Here is a 20300-nt window from a genome sequence, read left to right on the forward strand (position 1 = left end):
GATCAGCGCTCGGCGTCGCGGCCGAGCTCGTTGTCGATGAACGCCAGGACCTCATCGGTGCTCGCCGCCTGGATCCGTTCGGTCACGGCCGCCTCCTCGGTGTTCGCACCGGACCCGCCGTACTGCGCCAGGAGGTTGCGCAACCTCGCGGCGGCCCCGGAGCGCGCCATCTCCTCCGGGCCGCTGGCGGCCAGCAGGGACTCCAGGCGGTCGAGTTCGCCGAGCAACCGCGCGGCCTCGTCCTCGCCTCCGCCGAAGAGCTCCTCGGCGAGGAACTCGGCGAGCTCCGTCGGCGTCGGGTGGTCGAACACCAGCGTCGAGGGCAGCCTCCGGCCGCTCGCCGTGGACAGGCTGTTGCGCAGTTCCACCGCCGTGAGCGAGTCGAAGCCCAGCTGGCGGAACTCCTCGTCCGGCTTGATCGCCTCGGGCGAACCGTGCCCCAGGACACCGGCGGCGTGACCGCGCACCAGTCCCACAAGGTGCCGCATCCGCTCCTCGGCGTCGAGCTCCGCGAGGCTGTCGGCCAGATCCGCGTCGGACCGGCCTGCGGCGACCCGCTTGCCGCCGCGGAGCAGTCCGCGCAGCACGGCCGCCACCGGGCCCTGGCTGCGGCCGGTGCTGATCCGCGCCGCGACCAGCAGCGCGTCGTCGCGTCCCGTCGCCTCGTCGAACAGTGCGAGCCCGTGCTCGATCGACAGCGGCGGCATGTCGGACCGCCCGATTCGGTTCGCGGATCCGTCCGCGAGACCGCTGGTCATGCCGACCTCCGCGGTCCAGGGTCCCCAGGCCAACGCGGTCGCCACGAGACCGCGGCGGCGGCGGTGCGCTGCGAGCGCGTCCAGGAACGCGTTCGCAGCCGCGTAGTTGCCCTGGCCTGCGGAGCCGATCACGCCTGCGACCGAGGAGTAGAGCACGAACGCCGCGAGGTCGAGTTCCCGCGTGGCCTCGTGCAGGTTCCACGCGCCGTCGACCTTCGGCCGCAGCACCGCGTCCAGGCGCTCGGGCGTCAGCGAGCCGACGATGCCGTCGTCGAGCACACCGGCGGTGTGCACGACCGCGGTCAGCGGCCGCTCGAGCGAGGACAGCAGCTGCGTCAGGGCGTCCCGGTCGGCGATGTCGCACGAGGCGACACCGACCTCCGCGCCGTGCGCGGTCAGTTCGTCCCGGAGTTCCGCTGCGCCCGCGGCTTCCAGCCCGCGTCGGGACACCAGCAGCAGGTGCTTCGCGCCGCGCCGCACGACCAGGTGCCTGGCGAGCTCCGCGCCGAGTCCACCGGTACCGCCCGTGATGAGGACCGTGCCCTCGGGATCCCAGGACCGGGGTTCGACGTCGTCGGTCGTGCGGACGAGCCGGCCGACCAGAGCAGCACCGTCACGCAGGAGCACCTGCGTCTCGCCGGAGTCCAGCAACTCGGGCACGAGCGGCAGGGAGCTCGCCGAGGTTTCCGGTTCGTCGAGGTCCACCAGCAGGAAGGTGCCGGGGTTCTCGGACTGCGCCGAGCGCACCAGGCCCCACGCCGTCGCGGCACCGAGGTCGTCGCCGCTGACCGCCCCGCTGGTGGCGAACACCAGACGGCTGCGCGTGGAGCGGTCGTCGGCCGACCACTCCTGCAGGACCCGCAACGCGCGCGCCGCCGCGTCGTGCGCGGCCTCGGCGCCGTCGGCGCCACCGGAGAGCGGGACGAGGACGACGTCGGCGGGCTGGTCATCCGCGGCCACCTCCGCCAGGGACGACGCGGGAACCACCTGGTGGCCCGCTTTCTCGAGCGCCACGACCGCGCCGATCTCGTCCTGCCCGAGCACGGCCCAGCGAGCGTCCTCCCCCGAGCCGTGGACCTGAGCGGGGACCCAGTCCAGCCGCAGCAGCGGATCACGCCGTGCGGCAGCAGCGATCGGAGCGTGCAGCACCGCCGATTCGACCGTCAGCACCGGTGCGCCGCCGGGGTCGACCGCGACCAGGCCGACCGAATCCCCGCGGACCGCCATGCGGACCCGCAGCGCGGTGGCGCCGACCGCGTGCAGCGACGCGCCGCGCCACTCCAGCGCGACCCGATCGTCCTCCGCGGCCGCGCCGAGGGCGGTGGTCAGCAGCGCCGGGTGCACGCCGTAGGCCACGGCGTCGGAGTCCTCCGGCAGCACGACCTCGGCGTAGACGTCGTCGCCGAGTCGCCACGCCGCCGGTACGTGCTCGGGATCCGGCACCTCGACGGGTGCCGCTCCCTGCGGCGGCCACTGCTCTGCGATGCCTCCGGCCGCCGTTCCGCCCTGCGCGAGGAATCCGCTGGCGTGCCTGCGCCACGGCTGATCGTCGGACTGGCGGCAGTGCACCGTGAGGCGTCGGCGTCCAGCGTCGTCGGCGGGGTCGACCCAGACCTGCACCACTCCGGGCGCGAGGGGTTCGACGACGGTGAGCTCCTCGACGAGTCCGCACCCGACGTGCTCCGCCGCGGCGAAGGCGAGGTTCAGCGAGTCCGCCTCCGGCACGGCCGCGCTCAACCGGTTGGTGAACGCGACCGCTTCCGAACCCGCGACCTCCATCACCGCGCCCAGCAGCGGGTGCTCGGCCGGTGCGAGGCCGAGTCCGCCCGCGTCGCCGGTGACTTCGGCGGGCGTCGGCCAGTAGCGCTCGTGCTGGAAGGGGTAGGTCGGCAGGTCCACGCGTTGCGCGCCGCCACCGGCGAACAGCTGCTCCCAGTCAACTCCCACGCCGGTGACGAACAGCCGGGCGAGCGCGGTGAGCACGCATGCCCGTTCGTCGCGGTCCCGGCGCAGCATCGGAACGCAGCCGTCCACCAGGGTCGACAGGACGCCGTCCGGTCCGATCTCCAGGAACGCGTCCGCCCCAGCGGCTTCCAACGCGGCGATCCCGTCGGCGAAGCGCACCGACTCGCGGACGTGCCGCACCCAGTGCTCCGGCGAGCGCAGCTCGTCGCTCCCGGCGAGCTGACCGCTGAGGGTGGACACCACGGGGATCTGCGGTTCGGCGAAGGACAACTCCGCCACGACGGCGCGGAAGTCCTCCAGCATCGGCTCCACCAGCGGTGAGTGGAACGCGTGGCTGACCGGCAGCCGACGGGTCCTGCGGTCCCCCCGCGCGAAGCGGTCGGCGATGTCCAGCACAGCGGTCTCGGCACCGGAGATCACGACGGAACCGGGTGCGTTGACCGCCGCTATCGACACCTGCTCGGTCAGGTGCGCTGCCACCTCGTCTTCGTCGGCCTGGATCGCGGCCATCGCGCCACCGCCCGGCAGCGCCTGCATGAGCTCCGCCCGCGCGGACACCAGCGCGCAGGCGTCCGCCAGCGACAGCACGCCCGCGACGTGCGCCGCCGTGATCTCGCCGACCGAGTGCCCGCCGACGAAGTCAGGGACGACGCCGAACGATCCGGCGAGCCGGTAGAGCGCGACCTCCACCGCGAACAGGGCGGGTTGCGTGCTGCCGGTCCCGTCCAGTGCGTCGGCGTCGTCGCCCCAGATGACGTCGCGCAGCTGCGGGTCGAGCCGGGCCAGGACGTCGTCCAGCGCTTCGGCGAACACCGGGAACCGCTCGTAGAGCTCACGCCCCATCCCGAGCCGCTGACTGCCCTGACCCGAGAACAGCACCGCCAGCGACCGCCGACGAGCTTCACCCCGGGCGACCTCAACGCCGTCCAGCAGCACCGCCCGGTGCTCGAACGCGGAGCGCCGCAGCAGCGAGTACGCGACGTCGACCGGATCGTGCTCGGCGGAGCGCAGGCGCTCGATCTGGCTGTCGAGCGCGGCGCAGTTCTTGGCCGACACCACCCAGGGAGCGGGAACCGCCCGCGAGCGCTGCTCCCCGTCGGGCCGGCTCGGATCGGTCGTGACGCCTTCCAGGATCACGTGGGCGTTGGTGCCGCTGATCCCGAACGAGGACACACCGGCGCGAGCCGGGCGGTCCACCGATGGCCACTCGGTCGCTCCGGTCAGCAGCCGCACGGTGCCCGCCGACCAGTCGACGTGCGTCGAGGGTTCGGTGACGTGCAGCGTCTGCGGCAGCACGCCGTTGCGCAGCGCCATGACCACCTTGATCACACCGGCGATCCCCGCAGCTGCCTGCGTGTGGCCGATGTTGGACTTCACCGAACCCAGCAGCAGCGGACGTTCGCGGTCCTGCCCGTAGGTGGCCAGCAGCGCTTGGGCCTCGATCGGGTCGCCGAGCGTCGTGCCGGTGCCGTGCGCCTCGACGGCGTCGACGTCGGCGGCCTCCAGCCCTGCGCTGGCCAGCGCCTGCCGGATGACGCGCTGCTGCGACGGGCCGTTCGGCGCCGTCAGGCCGTTGGACGCGCCGTCCTGGTTCACCGCGGAACCGCGCAGCACGGCGAGGACTTCGTGCCCGTTGCGCTCGGCGTCCGACAGCCGCTCCACGACCAGCACACCGATGCCCTCCGACCACGCGGTGCCGTCGGCGCTGTCGGAGAACGGCTTGCACCTGCCGTCGAAGGCGAGCCCGCCCTGCTGGGTGAACTCCATGAACGCGCCCGGCGTCGACATCAGCTGGACGCCCCCGGCGAGCGCCAGCGAGCACTCCCCGTTGCGCAGGGCCTGCATCGCCACGTGCAGCGCCACCAGGGCGGACGAGCACGCGGTGTCGATCGTCATCGCGGGCCCTTCGAGCCCGAAGACGTAGGACAGGCGGCCGGAGATGATGCTCGGCGAGGTGCCGGTGCCCGAGTAGCCCGCCATGCTCATCTGCGAACCGAGCACGAGGTGGGCGTAGTCCTGGCCGCTGGCGCCCACGAACACGCCGGTCCGGCTGCCGCGCAACGACACCGGGTCGATGCCCGCGCGTTCCAGCGCCTCCCACGACAGCTCCAGCGTCAACCGCTGGTGCGGGTCCATCGAGACCGCCTCGCGCGGTGAGATGCCGAAGAACGCCGGGTCGAAGTCGGCGATGCCCGAGATGAAGCCACCGCGATCGGTGGCGCTGTGGCCGGGCCCGTCACCGGTGAGCGCGTCGAGGTCCCAGCCGCGGTCCTGCGGGAACGGGCCGATGGCGTCGCGCCCCTCGGCCAGCAGCTCCCACAGCGCCTCCGGCGAGTCGGCGCCACCGGGGAAGCGGCAGCTGAGGCCGACGATCGCGATCGGGTCGTCCCGGACGTCGGCTCCGGTGGTGAAGTCGTCGTCGAGCTCGGGTTCCGAGCCGAACAGCTCGCCGAGCAGGAACTCACCCACCTCCTGCGGTGTCGGGTAGTCGAAGACGAGGGTGGCGGGCAGCGTCAGCCCCGTTGCGGTGCCGAGACGGTTGCCCAGCTCGACCGAGGTCAGCGAGTCGAAGCCGAGCTGCCGGAACTCCTTGTCCTCCTCGATCGTGTCCCCCGAGGAGTGGCCCAGCACCGCCGCGGCCTCGCCGCACACGAGGTCCGCGAGCGCCCGTGCGCGCTGGGCGGGAGGCACGGCCTGCAACCGCGACGCCGCTCCGGCGCTCTCGGTCCCCGGTGCCGCGGCCCGCCGGCCGCCGCGCACGAGGCCCTGCAGCATCGGCGGCAGCATGCCGTCGAGGGCACCGGTCTTGATCTGCGCCGGCACCACGAGCGGTTCGTCCACCGCCGTGGCGACGTCGAACAGCGCAAGTCCCACCTCGACCGGCAGCGGCGGCAGGGCCGACTTCTCCAGGCGCTGGAGCTGTCGCGCGTCCATCGTGCTGGTCATGCCGAGGTTCGACGCCCACGCGGCCCACGCCAGGGACACGGCGGGCAGGCCGAGCGAGCGCCGGTGCGCCGCCAGGGCGTCGAGGAAGCTGTTGCCCGCCGCGTAGTTGCCCTGACCAGGCGTGCCGAGCAGACCGGACACCGAGGAGTACAGGACGAACGCGGTGAGGTCCTGGTCGCGGGTGAGCTCGTGCAGGTGCCACGCCGCGTCCGCCTTCGGCCGCAGCACCTTGTGCAACCGCTCCGGCGTCAGCGAGCCGATCGCACCGTCGTCGAGCACGCCGGAGGCGTGCACCACCGCGGTCAACGGTCGGTCCACTTCGGACAAGACCTGCGCGAGCGAGTCGCGATCGCTGAGGTCGCAGGCCTTGATCACCACGTCCGCCCCGTGCTCGGCGAGTTCGTCGCGCAGCTCCGCTGCGCCCGGGGCGTCCGGGCCGCGACGGCTCAGCAGCAGCAGGTGCCGCACTCCGCGCGAGACGACGAGGTGCCGCGCGAGCTCGGCGCCCAAGCCCCCCGTGCCGCCTGTGATCAGCACCGTGCCCTCGGGGTCCCAGCTCTCGGGCACCGACAGGACGATCTTGCCGATGTGCTTGGCGCGGCTCATGAAGCGGAACGCCTCGCGAGCCCGGCGCACGTCCCAGCTCGCGATGGGCAGCGGTTCCAGCACGCCGTCGCCGAACAGGCCCAGCAGCTCGGTCAGCATCTCCTGGATGCGGTCGGGGTGGACCCAGCCGAGGTCGAACGCCTGGTACTGGATCCCCGGCAGCTCGGCCGGGTCGCGCAGGTCGGTCTTGCCCATCTCCAGGAAGCGGCCGCCGTCGCCGAGCAGCCGCAGCGAGGCGTCGATGAACTCCCCGGACAGGGCGTTGAGCACGACGTCGACGCCCTGGGCGAAGCGCTGCTCGAACTCCACGGTGCGCGAGGAGGCGATGTGGTCGTCGGCGAGGCCCAAGCCGCGCAGCACGTCCCACTTGCCCTCGCTGGCCGTGGCGAACACCTCGGCGCCGAGGTGCTGGGCGATCTGGATCGCCGCCATGCCGACACCACCGGCCCCGGCGTGGACCAGCAGTTTTTCGCCGGGCCGCAGGTCAGCGAGGTCCACCAGCGCGTGGTGGGCCGTGAGGAACACCAGCGGCACCGACGCCGCGACCTCGAACGACCAGCCGTCGGGCACCCGCGCGAGGTGTCGCTCGTCGACCACGCCCAGCGGGCCGAACCCGCCAGGCAGCATGCCGAAGACCCGGTCGCCGACCCGCAGGTCGGTCGCGTCCGGGCCGGTTCCCACCACCACACCGGCGGCTTCGTTGCCCAGCTTGCCCGCCTCGCCGGGATACATGCCCAGCGCGTTGAGCACGTCGCGGAAGTTCACACCGGCGCTGCGGATCGCGACCCGGACCTGGCGGCCCGCAGGCGGTTCCATGACCTCCGGGTACGGCGCGAGCTCCAGGTCGTCGATGCTGCCGCGCTTCTCGATGTCGAGTCGCCACGGGACGCCCGCCGGCGGCACGAGCCCTCCGCCCGAGGACAGCCGGGTCAGCCGCGCCGCGTACGCGTTGCCGTCGCGGACGACCAGCTGCGGTTCCCGGGTGCCGAACATGCCGGGTGTCACGGTCGCGTCGGAGTCGAGGTCGATCAGCTGGAACCTGCCCGGCTGCTCGGCCTGCGCGGAACGCACGAGGCCCCAGACCGAGGCCGCGCCGAGGTCGGTGATCTGCTCACCGTCGACGGAGACGGCGCCGCGCGTGACGAACACGATCGGCTTGCGCGCCTGCTGGAGCATCTCGAGCACGCGCTCGGTCTCGGCGTGCGCAGATCCCGGGTTCATGCCACCGGAGATCTCGACCAGGTCGACCTTCGGACCGTCCACCGCGTCGTCGACCGGCACCGGCACCCACTCGACGCGGTACAGCGGGTCCTCGGCCGGTTTGGCGGTGGTGGGCTGGTCGGTCGACGGCGTGCGGACGATCAGCGAGGACACCGACATCACCGGCTTGCCCTCGACGTCGACGGCCGCGACCGACACGCCCGTCCTGCCCGCGGGCGAGAGGCGGACCCGCAGCCGAGAAGCCCCGACCGCGTGGAGCGACGCCCCGTCCCACGCGAACGGCAGGCCCTGACCGGCCCCGTCGACGAACGCGATCGCGTGCAGCGAAGCGTCCAGCAGCGCGGGGTGCACGCCGAACGAGCTCGCGTCCTCGACGGACTCGGGCAGCGCGACCTCGACGAAGACGTCCGAGTCCCGGCGCCAGGCGGCGCGCAGCCCCTGGAACACCGGACCGTAACCCAGCCCGCCGTCGACCAGCGTGGCGTAGAAGTCCTCCAGGTCGAGCTCGTCGGCGCCGGTCGGCGGCCATTCACCGGCGTCGAACTCGGCGGTGTGCGCGCCCTGGACGAGCACGCCACCGGCGTGCTTCGTCCACTCCTCGGTGTCGGCTGGGCGCGAGTGGATGCTCACGGCCCGGCGGTCGGAGTCGTCGGGCTCCTGGACCCGCACCTGCACGTCGACGGCTTCGCGTTCACCCAGGACGAGCGGGACGACGATGCTGAGCCCGTCCACCCGGTCGCAGCCGACCATGTCGCCCGCGCGCAGCGCGAAGTCGAGGAAACCGGTGCCGGGGAACAGCACCGCGCCGCCGACCACGTGGTCGGCGAGCCACGGGTGCGTCGAGACCGAGAGCCGACCGGAGAGCACCAGCTCCTCGGTTCCGGCCACCGCGACGGCCGCGGAGAGCAACGGGTGCCCGGCGCGGTCGAGCCCGAACGATCGCGCGTCGGCCCGCCCGACCGCGGAAGTCCTGGGCCACAAGCGCTCGTGCTGGAAGGGGTACGTGGGCAGGTCCACCTGGCGGGCACCGGTTCCGGCGAACCACGCGCTCCAGTCCACCCGCACGCCCTCGACGTGCAGGCGGCCCAGCGCGGTGGCCACCGCGACCTGCTCGCTCCTGCCCTCGCGCAGCATCGGGTGCGCCCCGGGGACCATCGCCGAGAGCACACCGTCCGGGCCGAGTTCGAGGAACCGGGTGGCCCCGGACTCGCGCAGCGACTCCACGCTGTCGGCGAACCGCACGGCGTCGCGCACGTGGCGCACCCAGTGCTCCGAGGACGTGACGTCCCCGGTCGTGACCACGGGGATCTCCGGTTCGTTGAAGGTCAGCCCGCTGATCGCCGCGCGGAAGTCCGCCAGCACCGGGTCCATCAGCGGCGAGTGGAACGCGTGCGAGACCTCCAGGCGGCGCGACTCCCACCGCTCGGCGATCCGCAGCACCTCCGCCTCGGCACCGGCGATCACCACCGAGGCAGGCCCGTTGACCGCCGCTATCGACACCTGCTCGGTCAGGTGCGGGAGGACCTCGTCCTCGCTGGCCTGGACCGCGACCATCGCCCCGCCGGAGGGCAGCGCCTGCATGAGGCTCGCCCTCGCGGTCACGAGCGTCGCCGCGTCCTCCAGCGAGAGCACACCGGCCACGTGCGCGGCCGCGATCTCGCCCACCGAGTGCCCCGCGAGGTACCGCGCCCTGATGCCGAACGACTCCGCCAGCCGGTAGAGCGCGACCTCGATCGCGAACAGCGCGGGCTGGGTGTGGCCCGTCCGGTTCAGCAGCTCGGCGTCGTCGCCCCACATGACCTCGCGCAGCTGCGGATCGAGGTGCAGCAGGACCGAGTCCAGCGCCTCGGCGAAGACCGGGAACCGCTCGTGGAGCTCGCGCCCCATGCCGAGGCGCTGACTGCCCTGGCCGGAGAACAGCACGGCCAGCGGTCCGTCGGCCGCCACTCCTCTGGCGACCTCGGCGCCGTCGAGCAGCACCGCCCGGTGCTCGAACGTCGCCCGCCCGGTCGCCAGCGAGTACCCGACGTCCAGCGGGTGGTCCTCGATCGCCCGGACCCGCTCGACCTGCTCGTCCAGCGCCTCCTCCGACTTGGCGCTGATCGGCCACGGTGCCGGTCCCGCGTGCTCGACGGCGGGGCGCTGGTCGACGGCGACCGATTCCAGGATCACGTGCGCGTTGGTGCCGCTCATGCCGAACGACGACACGCCCGCGCGTCGCGGCCGGTCCTCGACCGGCCACGCGGTGGCCTCGGTCAGCAGCTCGATCCCCCCGGACCAGTCGATGCGCGACGACGGTTCGGAGACGTGCAACGTCTTGGGCAGCAATCCGTTCCGCATCGCCATGACCACCTTGATCACGCCCGACGCGCCGGCCGCGGCCTGCGAGTGACCGAGGTTGGACTTCACCGAACCGATCAGCAGCGGGTGTTCCCGATCGCGGTCGTAGGACGCCACCAGGGCTCCCGCCTCGATCGGGTCGCCGAGCGTCGTGCCGGTGCCGTGCGCCTCCACGGCATCCACTTCGGACGGTGCGAGTCGAGCGCTGGCCAACGCGTCGCGGATGACGCGCTGCTGCGAGGGCCCGTTCGGCGCCGTCAGCCCGTTGGACGCGCCGTCCTGGTTCACGGCGGAACCGCGCAGCACCGCCAGCACCTGGTGTCGGTTGCGCTCGGCGTCGGAGAGGCGTTCCAGCACCAGCAGTCCCACGCCCTCGGACCACCCGGTGCCGTCGGCGTCGTCGGAGAACGCCTTGCAGCGGCCGTCCTGCGCGATGCCGCCCTGCAAGGAGAAGCCGCCGAAGCTGGTGGGGGTCGCCAGCACGCTCACGCCACCGGCCAGGGCCAGCGAGCACTCGTTGCCCCGCAGCGCCTGCGCGGCCTGGTGCATCGCCACCAGAGCCGAGGAGCAGGCGGTGTCGAGGGTGACCGCCGGGCCTTCCAGTCCCAGCACGTAGGACAACCGGCCGGACAGCACGCTGGCCGCCAGTCCCGTGCTGGCGTGGCCTTCGAGGTCCTCGTTGGCCGCCATCACGACTTGCTGGTAGTCCTGCCCGTTGGTGCCGACGAACACGCCGGTCCGGCTGCCGCGCAGCGACGTCGGGTCGACACCGGCGCGTTCGAAGGCCTCCCAGGACGTCTCCAGCAGCAACCGCTGCTGCGGGTCCATCGCCAGCGCCTCGCGCGGCGAGATGCCGAAGAACTCGGGGTCGAAGTCGGCGACACCGTCGAGGAAGCCGCCCTTGCCGGTGGAGCTGGTCATGCTCGCCAGGTCCCAGCCGCGGTCGGTCGGGAAGTCGCCGATCGCGTCCCGGCCCTCCACCAGCATCCGCCACAGGTCCTCGGGTGAGTCAACGCCGCCGGAGTAGTGGCAGGCCATGCCGACGATCGCGATGTCATCGGTTCCTCCGCGCGGCAGCGCCTCCGGGGTTCCGCTGGGCGCGTCCTCGACGTCGTCGTCCCCACCGAGCAGCTCCGCCGTCAGGAACTCGGCGAGTCCCCTCGGCGTCGGGTGGTCGAAGACGAGTCCGGTGGGCAGCGCCAGACCGGTGACCTCGGTCAGCCGGTTGCGCAGGTCCACGGCGGTCAGCGAATCGAATCCCAGGTCGCGGAACGCCTTGTCGGCGCTGATCACGTCCGCATCGGCGTGGCCGAGCGCGCCGGCGGCGTGCCCGAGCACCACGTCGAGCACCACCTCGACGCGGTCCGCGGCGTGGGTGCCGCGCAGGCTGCGCCGCAGCTCCGCGCCTGCCGCCTCACCGTCGCCGCGCGTCGTCGCCAGCTCCGCCAGCACGTCCCGCGCTCCCGGGAGGTCGGACAGCACCGGGCTGGGACGCAGCCTGAGCAGCGCGCTGAGCACCTGCGGGCGGTTCAGGTCGGCGATCACCACCGTGGGCGCGGAATCCGCGACCGCACTGCGCAGGGCGGTCACCGCGAGCTCGGGGTCCAGGGTGGAGGCGCCGAGCTGCCGGATCTGCTCGGAGGCTCCGGCCCCTACGGCCATGCCATCGCCCAGCCAGGCACCCCAGGAGATCGACGTCGCGGCCAGTCCGGCCGCGCGCCGCTGCTGCGCGATCGCGTCCAGCGCCGCGTTCGCGGCGGCGTCGTTCGCCTGGCCGGGGTTGCCCACCGCCGCGGTGGTCGACGAGAACAGCACGAACGCCGTCAGGTCGAGTTCGCGGGTCAGCTCGTCGAGCACCAGCGCCGATCCCACCTTGGCGCGGAACACCTCGACGAACCGGTCGGGCGTCAACCCATCCAGGACGCCGTCGTCGAGCACGCCCGCCGCGTGCACCACGGCGGTGACCTCGGGCAACCCGGACAGCACCTCGGCCACCGAGTCCCGGTCGGCGGCGTCGCAGGCCACGAGGGACGCGTCGACGCCGAAGCCGCGCAGTTCATCGCGCAGCTCGGCGGCGCCCGGTGCGTCCGGTCCGCGACGGCTCAGCAGCACGATCCGCTCGGCACCTCGGTGGGCGAGATCGCGGGCCACGTGCGCGCCCAGCGCGCCGGTGCCACCGGTGATGAGAACGGTGCCCGACGGTTCCCACTCGGGGACATCCGCTGCTCGCGACGCCGGCACGATCCGGCGTCCGAACACCCCTGCCGCGCGGATGGCGACCTGGTCCTCACCGGAGGCGCCGCCGATGACCGCGGCGAGACGTGCCGCCGCGCGTTCGTCGACAACGCGCTCGGGCAGGTCGACCAGCCCGCCCCAGCGGCGCGGGTGTTCCAGCGCGGCCACCCGCCCCAGTCCCCAGACGCCGGCCTGCCAGGTGCTGGTCACGAAGTCCGAGCGGCCGACCGACACGGCTCCGCGCGTCACCGTCCACAGCGGCGCGGTGCTCCCGAGCTGCCCGAGCGCCTGCACGAGCGCGGCGGTGCCGACGACCGGCGTCAGATCGCCCGGGTCGTCCAGCGCCAGCAGCGACACGACGCTGGTGAACTGCCCGTCCGCCGCGGCGATCCGGTCGGCGAGGTGGTCGCGGTCGGCGGAGTCGACCTCGACGCGGGTGACGTCCGGTTCGAGGGCCGCGAGGACCGCGGAGACCCACGGCTCGTCCCTGATCCGGCGGGGGACGACGAGCAGCGACCGTCCCGACCGGTCGGGTGCCAGGCCGGTGAGCGGGTGCCAGGTCTCGCGGTGCCGCCAGGAATCCACCACCGACTGCGCCTTGCGGCGGCTGCGCCACGCCGAGAGCGCGGGCACCACGGCCGCGACGGTCTCTTCGTCGAGCTCCAGCGTCGCTGCGACCGAACCCAGGTCTTCGCTCTCGACCGCCGACCAGAGCGCGTCGTCGACGGGCTCGGACGTTGCCGTGCCGGCGATCTCCGGCCAGAAGCGCTCGTGCTGGAAGGCGTAGGTCGGCAGGTCGACCGACCGGCCGCCTGCGTAGACCGGCGACCAGTCCACCTCGACACCGCTGACGTGCAGCCGCGCCAGCGCCGTGAGGAACGCGGTTTCCTCGCCGCGGTCCCCGCGCAAGGCCGCGACCGCGCCGTCGACCATCGCGGCCAGCACGCCGCCCGGACCGAGTTCCAGCAACGTCGTGGCACCGGACTCGCGCAGCGAGGCGACGTTGTCGGCGAAGCGCACGGTCTCGCGCACGTGCCGCACCCAGTGCTCCGGCGAGGTCACATCACCGGTGGTGACCACCGGGATGCGCGGCTCGTTGAAGGTCAGTCCGCTGATCGCCGCGCGGAAGTCGTCGAGCATCGGGTCCATCAGCGGCGAGTGGAAGGCGTGCGACACGCGCAGCCGCGTGGTCTTGCGGCCTTGCTCCGCGAAGCGCTCGGCGATCTCCACGACTGCGTCCTCCGCGCCGGAGATCACGGCCGAATCGGGTCCGTTGATCGCCGCGATCGACGTCTCTGAGGTCAGCAGCGGCAGGAGTTCCTGCTCGGTGGCGTTGACCGCGACCATCGCGCCACCGGTGGGCAACGCCTGCATCAGATCGGCGCGCGCGCTCACCAGAGCCGCCGCGTCCTCCAGCGAGAGAACCCCGGCGACGTGCGCTGCGGCGATCTCACCGATGGAGTGCCCCGCGATCCAGCGGGGGCGCACGCCGAAGGACTCGACCAGCCGGTAGAGCGCGACTTCGATCGCGAACAGCGCGGGCTGCGAGTGCCCGGTCGCGTCGAGCAGGTCGGCGTCCTCGCCCCACATGACCTCGGCCACCGAGGCGTCCAGGTGCCCCAGGACCTCGTCCAGCGCCGCCGCGAACACCGGGAACCGCGCGTGGAGCCGCCGTCCCATGCCGAGCCGCTGCGAGCCCTGACCGGAGAACAGCACGGCGGGCGACGGCTCGCCGACCACTCCCCTGGCGACCTCCACGCCGTCCAGCAGCACCGAGCGGTGCTCGAACGCGCTGCGGTGGGCGAACAGCGAGTGGCCGATGTCCAGCGGATTGCCCTCGGTGGCCAGGACCCGCTCGACCTGCTCGTCCAGCGCCGCTTCGGACTTGGCGCTGACCAGCAGCGGGACCTGCCCGGCGGGCTCCTGGCCCTCGATCTCGACGTCCTCGGCCGGGTCGCACTCCAGGATCACGTGCGCGTTGGTGCCGCTGAGCCCGAACGAGGACACCCCGCTGCGACGCGGGCGGTTCACCTCCACCCACGGCGTCGGTCCCGTCGCCAGCTCGACGGTTCCGGCGGACCAGTCGACGTGCGAGGACGGCTCCGCGACGTGCAGCGTCTTGGGCACCACCCCGTGCCGCATCGCCAGCACCATCTTGATCACCCCGGCCACGCCCGCGGCGGCCTGGGTGTGGCCCAGGTTCGACTTGACCGCACCGAGCAGGAGCGGGTGTTCCCGCTCCCGCCCGTACGTGGCGATCAACGCCTGCGCTTCGATCGGGTCGCCGAGAGTCGTGCCCGTGCCGTGCGCTTCGACCGCGTCCACATCGGACGGTTCGAGCCCCGCGTTGGCGAGCGCCTGGCGGATCACCCGCTGCTGCGCGGGACCGTTCGGCGCCGTGAGGCCGTTGGACGCGCCGTCCTGGTTCACCGCCGAGCCCAGCACCGTGGCGAGGATGCGGTGCCCGTTGCGCTCGGCGTCCGACCGCCGCTCCACGACGAGCACGCCGACGCCCTCGGACCAGCCGGTGCCTCCGGTGTCGTCGGAGAACGCCCGGCACCGGGCGTCAGGTGCGAGGCCGCCCTGGGCGTTGAACCCGGCGAAGTTCATCGGGGTGGACATGACCGTGACGCCACCGACGAGCGCGAGCGAGGACTCGCCGGAACGCAGCGACTGCGCCGCCAGGTGCAGCGCCACGAGCGACGAGGAGCACGCGGTGTCGACCGTGAGGGCGGGTCCTTCGAGGCCGAGCGCGTAGGACAGGCGACCGGAGATGACCGCGGCGGCCAGGCCCGTGCTGGAGTGCCCCATGACCTCCTCCCGCGAGCGGAGCACGAGGTGGGTGTAGTCCTGGCCGTTCGTGCCGACGAACACCCCGGTGCTGCTTCCGCGCAGGCCGACGGCGTCGATCCCGGTGCGCTCGACGGCTTCCCAAGCCACCTCCAGCAGCTGGCGCTGCTGCGGGTCCATCGCCACGGCCTCGCGCGGCGAGACCCCGAAGAAGCCCGGGTCGAAATCGGCCGCACCGTCGAGGAATCCGCCCTGGGCGGTGGCGCCGTCGGCGAGCGGGTCGTGCTCCCAGCCGCGGTCGGTCGGGAAGCCGGAGATGGCGTCGGTGCCGTCGGCGAGCAACCGCCAGAAGTCCTCGGGGGACCGCACGCCGCCGGGGAACCGGCAGCTCATCCCGACGATGACGATCGGGTCCTCGGTGGTCTCGGCGTGCTGCGGCGCGAGGTCGAGCTGCCCTCCCCCACCGAGCAGGTCGGCGAGCAGGCGCTCAGCGAGCTCGCGCGGTGTCGGGTGGTCGAATGTCAGCGTCGCGGGCAGGTTCAGGCCCGTCGCGGGAGCGAGCCTGTTGCGCAGCTCGATGGCGGTCAGCGAGTCGAACCCGAGCGCGCGGAACTCCTCGTCCGGGCGGACGTCCGCGCCGGAGGCGTGCCCGAGCACCCGTGCGGCCTCGGTGCGCACGACGTCGGTCACGTGGCGTAGCCGGTCCTCGCCGCGCAGGCCGGACAGCTGCTGCGCGAGTCCGCCCGCCTCTCCGCCGCGCCCGCTGGCGGCGACGCGCCGCCCCGGCCGCGTCAGGCCGCGCAGGATCACCGGGACGTCGCCCGCGGCGGGCCGCGCCCCGGTCGCCAGGGGCACCAGCAACGACTCGTCGGAGGCGACAGCGGCGTCGAACAGCGCGAGGCCCTGCTCGACCGGCAGCCTCGGCATGCGACGCAGGTCGTCCACGGTGGAGGTCATGCCGGCCTCGGCCTCCCAGGCGCCCCACGCCAGCGACAGCGCGGGAAGACCGAGCCCGCGCCGGTGCGCGGCGAGCCCGTCCAGGTAGCTGTTGGCCGCCGCGTAGTTGCCCTGACCGGCGGCGCCCATCACGCCGGACACCGAGGAGTACAGGACGAACGCGGCCAGGTCCTGGTCGCGGGTGAGTTCGTGCAAGTGCCACGCGGCGTCCACCTTGGGGCGCAGCACGGTGCGCAACCGCTGCGGGTTCAGCGAACCGATCACACCGTCGTCCAGCACGCCCGCGGTGTGCACGACCGCGGTCAGCCGCACCGGGGCCAGCAGTGCAGCCAGCGCGTCGCGGTCGGCGACGTCGCACGCCGCCACCTCCACCTCGGCGCCGCGCTGGACCAGGTCGGCCTGGAGCTCCCGGGCTCCCGGGGCGTCGAGGCCGCGGCGGCTCACCAGCAGCAGCTTCCGCGCACCGCGTTCGGCGACCAGGTGCCGCGCCAGCAGCGCGCCGAGCCCACCGGTGCCACCGGTGATCAACACCGTGCCGTCGGGATCCCAGGTGGGTGCGGCGCCCTCGTGCTGCGCCGACCGCGCGAGGCGGCCGACCCGTGCTTCTCCGGCACGCACCACCACCTGCGTCTCACCCTCGTCCAGGAGGGCGGGCAGACCCGGTAGCACGGCGGCGGATTCGTCGGAGTCGTCGAGGTCGACGAGCAGGAACCGGCCGGGGTTCTCGGTCTGCGCGGCGCGCACCAGCCCCCAGGCCGCAGCCGCGGCCGGGTCCTCACCCGACACCGCGCCGCGCGCGAGGAAGACCATCGCGGAGTCCGCGAAGCGCTGGTCGGCCAACCACTCCTGCACCAAACCGAGCACGTCGGTGACCAGCTCGTGCGCGCGCTCGGGCTCGGCACCACCGGAGAGCGGAACGACGACGGCCTCCGGCGCCTCGTCCGGGAGCGACTCCACCGCCGGGAATCCGAGACCGAACACGTCCTCGCCGAGCAGCGCCCAATCACCGAGGGCGACCCGCTCGACCGGCTGGGGAACCCAGTCGAGCCGGAACAGCGAGCTGGGGTCCGCCCACCTGGCCAGCTCCGGGAGCGGCGCGAGGACGGCCTCCGCCGAGACGACCGGGGCGCCGGTGACGTCGGCCGCTGCGATCGAAACGCCGCCTTCGGTGACCGACAAGCGCACGTGCAGCACCGACGCACCGGAGGCGTGCAGCGACACGCCCTTCCAGTCCGTCGGCACGCCCTCGACGCCGAGGAAGCTCGCCGCGTGCAGCGCGGCGTCGAGCAGCGCGGGGTGCAGCCCGAAGGCCCTTGCGTCGGACACCTCGTCCGGCAGTGCGACCTCGGCGAAGATCTCGGCCCCCTCCGGGCAAGCGCGACGCCACACCGCCCGCAGGCCACGGAACACGGGACCGAGCGCCACCTCGGCGGACCCGTCGTAGAAGCCGTCGATGTCCACGACCGTCGCACCCCGCGGCGGCCATTGCGCGGCGTCGAACGCCGCACCGCGCTCCCCGGTGCCGAGAACGCCGACGGCGTGCAGCAACCACTCGGATTCCTCGGCGGGACGCGCGTGCAACCGCAGCTCGCGGTGACCGGACTCGTCCGGCTCGCCGACCCGCAGCTGCACCTGCATCGGGGCGTCGTCCGGGAGCACCAGCGGCGCGACCCGGGTGAGCTCCTCGACGCGGTCGCAGCCGATGCGGTCGGCGGCGTAGGACGCCAGCTCCAGCACGGCCGAGGCGGGGAAGAGCGCCCGGTCGTCGACCACGTGGTCGGCGAGCCACGGGTGCGCGGCAAGCGACAGGTTCCCGGTCAGGATCAGCTCGTCGGAACCCGCGACGGCCATCGCGGCGCCCAGCAGCGGGTGGTCGGCGGAGGAGAGCCCGAGGCCCGACGGGTCGCCCGCGCTCACCGACACCGCAGGCCAGAAGCGCTGGTGCTCGAACGGGTAGGTCGGCAGGTCCACGCGGCGACCACCGGCGTACGACGACGACCAGTCCACCTCGACACCGCTGACGTGCAGCCGCGCCAGGGCGGTGAGGAACGCGGTCTCCTCGTCACGATTCTCGCGCAGCGCCGGGACGGCGTCGTCGACGAGCGCCGAGAGCACCCCGTCCGGACCGAGTTCGAGGAAGGTCGCCTCGCCCACAGCCGCGACGTTGTCGGCGAAGCGCACGGTCTCGCGCACGTGCCGCACCCAGAACTCCGGCGAGGTCACGTCACCGGAGGCGACCACCGGGATCCGCGGTTGGCGGAAGGTCAGCCCGCTGATCGCGGTGCGGAACTCGTCCACCACCGGATCCATCAACGGCGAGTGGAACGCGTGCGAGACCTCCAGCCTCCGCGACTTCCACGCCGCGGCGACCCGCAGCACCTCGTCCTCGGCACCGGCGATCACCACCGACGCGGGCCCGTTGACCGCCGCGATCGACACCCGACCGGACAAGTGCGGGAGGACTTCGGACTCCGCCGCCTGCACCGCGACCATCACCCCGCGCTCCGGCAACGCCTGCATCAGGCGCGCCCGAGCCGAGACCAACGCCGCCGCGTCGGCCAGCGACAGCACACCCGCCACGTGCGCGGCGGCGATCTCCCCCACCGAGTGCCCCACCAGCTGCGCCGGCACGACACCGAACGACTCGACGAGCCGGTACAGCGCGACCTCGATGGCGAACAAGGCGGGCTGGGCGTGCTCGGTCTCCTTCAGCGGATGGGCGTCGGAGGCCCACATGATGTCGCGCAGCCGCGGGTCGAGGTGCTCGAACACCTCGTCCAGCGCCTCGGCGAACACCGGGAACCGCTCGTAGAGCTCACGTCCCATCCCCAGACGCTGACTGCCCTGACCGGAGAACAGCACCGCCAGCGACCGCCGACGAGCCTCTCCCCTGGCGACCTCCGCACCGTCGAGCAGCACCGCCCGGTGCTCGAAGACCGCGCGGCCGGTCGCCAGCGAGTAGCCGATGTCCAGCGGGTTGCCCTCGACCGCCCGAACCCGCTCGACCTGCCTGTCCAGCGCGGCCTCGGACTTGGCGCTGACCAGCAGCGGAACCAGGCCCGGGGGCTCCTCGGCGGCGGCTGGCTCGACCTCTCCCGGGCCTTCCAAGATCACGTGCGCGTTCGTGCCGCTCACGCCGAACGACGACACGCCCGCCCGAGCGGGGCGCTCGCTCGACGGCCACTCGACCGACGAGGTCACCAGCTCGGCCGCGCCCGCCGACCAGTCCACGTGCGAGGAAGGTTCGGAGACGTGCAGGGTCCGCGGCACCACACCGTGGCGCATTCCCATGACCACCTTGATCACACCGGCGACCCCGGCGGCCGCCTGCGTGTGACCGAGGTTCGACTTGATCGTGCCCACCAGCAGCGGTGTCTCGCGCTCCTGGCCGTAGGTGGCGAGCAGGCTGCGCGCCTCGATCGGGTCGCCCAGCGGGGTTCCGGTCCCGTGCGCCTCGACGACGTCCACATCGGACGGCACGAGTCCCGCCTGGTCCAGCGCCTGGCGGATGATCCGCTGCTGCGCCCGGCCGTTCGGCGCGGTGAAGCCGTTCGAGGCCCCGTCGGAGTTCACCGCGGAACCGCGCACCACCGCCAGCACCGGGTGCCCGTTGCGCTCGGCGTCGGAGAGCCGTTCGAGCACCAGCATGCCGACGCCCTCGGACCAGCCGGTGCCGTCGGCGTCGTCGGAGAAGGCCTTGCACCGGCCGTCGGGCGCCAGACCGCCCTGACGGCTGAACTCCACCAGCGAACCCGGCGTGCACATCACGTTCACGCCACCGGCGAGCGCGAGACCGCACTCACCCGCGCGCAGCGCGTGCGTGGCGAAGTGCAGCGACACCAGGGAGGACGAGCACGCGGTGTCGATCGTGGCTGTCGGCCCCTCCAGCCCGAGTTCGTAGGAGACGCGTCCTGATTCCGCGCTCGCCGCGATGCCGGTGCCGATGTCGCCGGTCGCGTCGGACACCGAGCGGATCAGCAGGTGTTGGTAGTCCTGCCCGTTGGTGCCGACGAACACGCCGGTCCGGCTACCCCGCAACGAAGTCGGGTCGATGCCGGCGTCCTCGATCGCCTCCCAGGACGTCTCCAGCAGGAGCCGCTGCTGCGGGTCCATGGTCAGGGCCTCGCGCGGGGAGATGCCGAAGAACCCCGGGTCGAAATCGGCGATCCCGGGGAGGAATCCGCCGCGCACGCTGATGGTGGTTCCGCGCTCGTCGACACCGGCGCCGCCGAGCGCGCCCACGTCCCAGCCGCGGTCGGTCGGGAGGTCGGAGGTCGCGTCCCGGCCGGAGGAGACCAGTTCCCACAGGTCGTCCGGCGATTCGACACCACCGGGGTAGCGGCACGCCATGCCCACGATCGCGACCGGCTCGGTGGCCGCGGCCACCAGCTGCCGGTTCTGCCGCCGCAGGCGATCGGTCTCCTTGACCGCGGCGCGAAGCGCTTCGACGACCTTCTCGCTGGAGTCGTTCATGGTCAGCTC

1 protein-coding gene is annotated in these 20300 nt (G+C 73.2%); it reads right to left on the bottom strand.

What is annotated here, in order from left to right; translation table 11 throughout:
• Window positions 1-2 precede the first annotated feature (2 nt).
• A complete protein-coding gene (locus tag E1161_RS28115; protein ID WP_132624254.1) occupies window positions 3-20291 on the bottom strand; it encodes a type I polyketide synthase in 20289 nt (6762 codons plus the stop codon).
• Window positions 20292-20300 lie beyond the last annotated feature (9 nt).

The sequence above is a fragment of the Saccharopolyspora aridisoli genome, from assembly GCF_004348445.1.
Taxonomy (GTDB): domain Bacteria; phylum Actinomycetota; class Actinomycetes; order Mycobacteriales; family Pseudonocardiaceae; genus Saccharopolyspora; species Saccharopolyspora aridisoli.

Bases quoted from the DNA above. Each gene is read 5' to 3' on its own strand.
- E1161_RS28115 (WP_132624254.1), bottom strand. From the start codon at position 20,291: ATGAACGACTCCAGCGAGAAGGTCGTCGAAGCGCTTCGCGCCGCGGTC.